This window comes from Streptomyces longispororuber, from assembly GCF_014656095.1.
Lineage (GTDB): Bacteria > Actinomycetota > Actinomycetes > Streptomycetales > Streptomycetaceae > Streptomyces > Streptomyces longispororuber.
Genome location: NZ_BNBT01000292.1, coordinates 1 through 3,735 on the forward strand (window position 1 = coordinate 1; position 3,735 = coordinate 3,735).

At 75.0% G+C, this 3,735-nt stretch carries 4 protein-coding genes; 2 read left to right on the top strand and 2 right to left on the bottom strand.

Annotated features, from left to right (window positions below; all coding sequences use genetic code 11):
- Window positions 1-702 precede the first annotated feature (702 nt).
- Window positions 703-1,212, top strand: coding sequence for a hypothetical protein (locus IE330_RS38080; RefSeq protein WP_190140757.1), 510 nt, complete (start codon window positions 703-705; stop codon window positions 1,210-1,212).
- Between the two features lie 269 nt (window positions 1,213-1,481).
- Here the strand turns inward: IE330_RS38080 and IE330_RS38085 are convergent, their stop codons facing one another.
- Window positions 1,482-1,967, bottom strand: coding sequence for a hypothetical protein (locus IE330_RS38085; protein WP_190140758.1), 486 nt, complete (start codon window positions 1,965-1,967; stop codon window positions 1,482-1,484).
- 334 nt (window positions 1,968-2,301) lie between these two features.
- Between IE330_RS38085 and IE330_RS38090 the strand changes: the two genes are divergently transcribed.
- On the top strand, window positions 2,302-2,994 hold the full coding sequence (locus tag IE330_RS38090; protein WP_373314842.1) for a class F sortase: 693 nt from the start codon (window positions 2,302-2,304) through the stop codon (window positions 2,992-2,994).
- Between the two features lie 29 nt (window positions 2,995-3,023).
- Here IE330_RS38090 and IE330_RS38095 read toward each other — a convergent pair.
- Window positions 3,024-3,735 (bottom strand): polysaccharide deacetylase family protein (locus IE330_RS38095; protein ID WP_229926228.1); only part of this gene is annotated, 712 nt, incomplete at its 5' end.

The window sequence follows — 3,735 nt, forward strand, 5'->3', positions numbered from 1 at the left end:
ACCGGGCCGGAGCCCCGCGGTGCACCGGGGCGGGACGGCCCGGTGCGTCAGGCCGCGACCGTGCGGCGCACCGGGCCGGGGCCGTCCCCGTGGGAGGCGTGGGGACCGGCCCCGCCCGGTGGCCCGGCCGCCCGTCGGGCCACCGGCGCAGGGGAAGTACCGGTGGCCCGCCGCACGGGTGCCCCCGCTGTCCCCCGTTGTGCCGTCACCCGTGCGGCATATGCCCATGTAACCCCCTCCCGGGGCCGTCCGGGGAGTGTGTGCGCCGGGCCAGTGCGTGCACCGCGCGCACACGGCGTGTGACCGGAACGGCCGCCTCGCCCTCGCCTCACCCGCCTGCGCACGCCGTCGCCCACGCGCCCGGCCACGCTCCCCCCGCTCCGTGCCCGCGCCGTGCGCGCCCCCCACCTCGTCCTCCGCACAGCGCACCCGCGACCGCGCCCGCCCGCTCCCCCGCGCCCCGTGCCCGCGCCGGTGCCGTACGCGGCGCCTGACGCCCCGCCACGCCCTGCCCGGTCCTCACGCCGCGTCACCGCGCCACGCCGTCCGTGTCCCCCGTCCGGCCCACGGCGATGCCCCGTTCGTACGACAGCGATCGCGGGGCACACCCGGCATATCTAGCGTTCACGGCATCGAGGTGTGTATCAGGCGCCGCCGGAAGCAGGTCCGCGGCCGCTCCTCGGAGACCCGGAGGACTCGTCCATGCGCGCGATACGCGTCACCTCGGCGGCACTGCTCACCACGGCCGCCCTGACCCTCACCAGTCCCACCGCGGTGGCGGGCGACGAGAACATCACGTCGTTCGGCTTCCGCGTCACGCCCTCCACCGTCGCCGCGGGCGGCCAGGTCACGCTGAGCGTCGACAACTGCGAGCACGCCGCGAAGGTGACCTCCGGCGTCTTCGACGACGTCACCGTCCCCAAGGGGCAGAAGTCGGCCACGGCGCACGTCTTCCAGGACGCCAAGCCCGGCGCCCTGTACGAGGTGACGTTCACCTGCGGCCCGGAGTCCGGCACGACCGACCTGACCATCGCCACCGGTGGCGGCCGCCAGAGCCCCGGTACGCAGACCAAGGGCGTCAAGGCGGGTGTGGGGGGCAGCACCGGCGGGTTCGACGCCCGGCACGTCGCCGTGGGCGGCGTGCTCGTCGCGGGCGTGCTCGGCACGGCGTACTGCTGGACGCGCCGGCGCCCGGACTCAGGCCACTCCTGACCAGCCGACGGCACGCGGACCCCGCACATGCCTTCCGCACACGGCGCCGCACGCATGCCGGGCACGGACCCGCCAGCAGACCCCGCACACGGCGGCACACGGACCCCGCACGCAGACGCCGCACACACCGGCACGCGGACCCCGCACCCAGACCCCGCTCGCGGCGGCACGCGCACGTCGTTCGCCCGCGTGACACGCGGCCGGCCGGCCCGGCGCGGAAGGGGGACGCGCGAGGCCGGCCGTGGTCCTGCGTCTGCCGCCCGTGCCGCTCAGGCCTTGTTCTCGGCGCGGCGCCGCATCCAGAACAGGCCGCCGCCGACCAGGGCGGCCGTCACCAGGGCCCCGCCGATGGCCATGTCGGTGCTGGTGGCACCGGACGAGGAGCTGCCGCCGAGGCCGCCGCGCGCGGCGCCGTGGATCACGGTGAAGGCGTGCGGCCGGGTGAGCGGCTTGCCGTTGCAGTGCGCGGTGATGTCGTAGGCGCCGGGCCGGGCGTGGTGGTGGACGGTGACGGTCGCGCTCGACGTGTTGCCGCCCGGGATGGCGTTCAGGTGCGTCTTCGGGAAGGCGGGCGACTCGACCGTGCCGGGCGCCTCGCAACTGTCGACGGTGACCGTGAGCTGGCCGCCCCGGGCGATCACGCTGGGCATGGCGACGATGTTGCTCGGTCCGGTCCAGGCGGTGGCCGTCGGCGCGGCGAGGCCCACGACGGCGCCCGCGGCGACGACCGCCGCCAGTGCACGTGAATTACGCATGGAATTCCTCCGCGAGAGGCACCCCGGGAATCCATTTCCCCGGACGTTCGGCGAGAGCACCCCTCACTCAGACCCTCAGACGCCCTGCGTACGGCCGCATTTCGGGGATCGTCCGTCCTGGTGAGCCAACACGCCGGGCGCCGTCCCCGCGAAGGGTTATCACCGCAGGTCACGGACCGTCAGAAATTTCCTGCGGGCCGCGCCTCGGATGGCGCAGACCTCGAGGTCACGCCACCCGTTCGCATCCGCCCTTTCGCACGCCGCGCGCGCTGCACTTAGCGTTTCCGTACGTGCCGTGACGTGGCCGGAACGCCGCGTCGAGAGGGGATAGGGAATGTCGTCGTCCCAACCGTTCGAGGCCGCCGGGCAGCCTTCCGGAGAGTTCGAGGAATTCGAGGAGGAGCGGCCGCGCAGGCGTGCGCCGTGGGGTGTGATGGCGCTGGTGCTGCTCACCGGGCTCGCACTGATCCGCAACGGCTCCGGGGAGTTCGACGTGGGGCCGCCGCAGCCCGAGTCGGCGGCGGCCGCGGACCGCGCGCCCGTCAAGGCGGAGGACGCCCCCGTGCCGCTGACGTTCTCGCCCGCCCACCGCGTCCGCATCAAGGCGATCCGCGTCGACGCCCCGGTCATGCAGGTCGGCCTCGACGCGGAGGGCTGGGTGGACGCGCCCCCGGCGGACGACCCGAACCTCGCGGGCTGGTTCACCGGAGCGGTGTCGCCCGGCGAGAAGGGCACGGCCGTCGTCGTGGGCCACGTCGACAACCGGCAGGGCCCGGCGGTGTTCTACAGCCTGGGCTCGCTCAAGAAGGGCGCCCGCGTCGAGGTCCTGCGCCAGGACCGGCGTACGGCCGTCTTCGAGGTCTACGGCGTCGAGGTGTTCGCCAAGAACGACTTCCCCGGCCATCGCGTGTACGGCAACAAGGGCGTGCCCGAGCTGCGGGTCATCACCTGCGGCGGCGGCTTCTCGCAGCAGAGCGGCTACGACGGCAACGTGGTGGTGTTCGCCCGCCTGGTCGACGTGCGCTGACGCGCGACCGCGCGGTGCGCGCCCCGGGGTCACCACCCGGGCGGGCGCGGCGGCACCGTCAGGCGGAACCCGGAGGCGAGCAGCTCCGGCAGGTACACGTCGAGGGCGCGCACGCTCTGGGTGCGGTCGCCGCCCGCGTCGTGGGACAGCACGACGACGCCGGGGCCCGCGCCGTTGAGGACGCGCCGGACGATGGTGCGGGTGCCGGGGGTGCGCCAGTCGAGGGTGTCGACGGTCCAGGCGAGCGGCTCCATGCCGAGTTCCGCACCGAGCTCGAAGGCCGCCCGGTTCCAGGCGCCGTAGGGGGCGCGGAACCACAGCGGCGGCACCCCGACGGTGCCCTGGACGATCTCGGAGGTGCGCTCCAGTTGCTCGCGGACCTCGGACCACGTCAGGTCGGGGAGCAGCGGGTGGCTCCACGTGTGGTTGCCGATCACGTGCCCGTCGTCGGCCATCTGCCGCAGCAGGTCCTGGTTGTGCGCGACCATCTCGCCGCACACGAAGAACATGGCGCGGGTGTCGTACTGCCGCAGGGTGCGCAGGATGTCCGGGGTGTAGCGGGGGTCGGGTCCGTCGTCGAAGGTCAGGACCATGGCGCGGGTGCGTCCGGGCAGCCGCAGGATGGGCGCGCGGCGCACGGCGACGCGGGCGGGGGTCGTGCGCGCGGGCGCGTGCCCGGCCATCGGCCGCAGCCGGTACGCGGAGGGCCTGCGGGCCCGGAAGGCGCCCGCGCCCGCGGCC

Bases quoted from the DNA above. Each gene is read 5' to 3' on its own strand.
- IE330_RS38085 (WP_190140758.1), bottom strand. From the start codon at position 1,967: ATGCGTAATTCACGTGCACTGGCGGCGGTCGTCGCCGCGGGCGCCGTC.
- IE330_RS38090 (WP_373314842.1), top strand. From the start codon at position 2,302: ATGTCGTCGTCCCAACCGTTCGAGGCCGCCGGGCAGCCTTCCGGAGAG.
- IE330_RS38080 (WP_190140757.1), top strand. From the start codon at position 703: ATGCGCGCGATACGCGTCACCTCGGCGGCACTGCTCACCACGGCCGCC.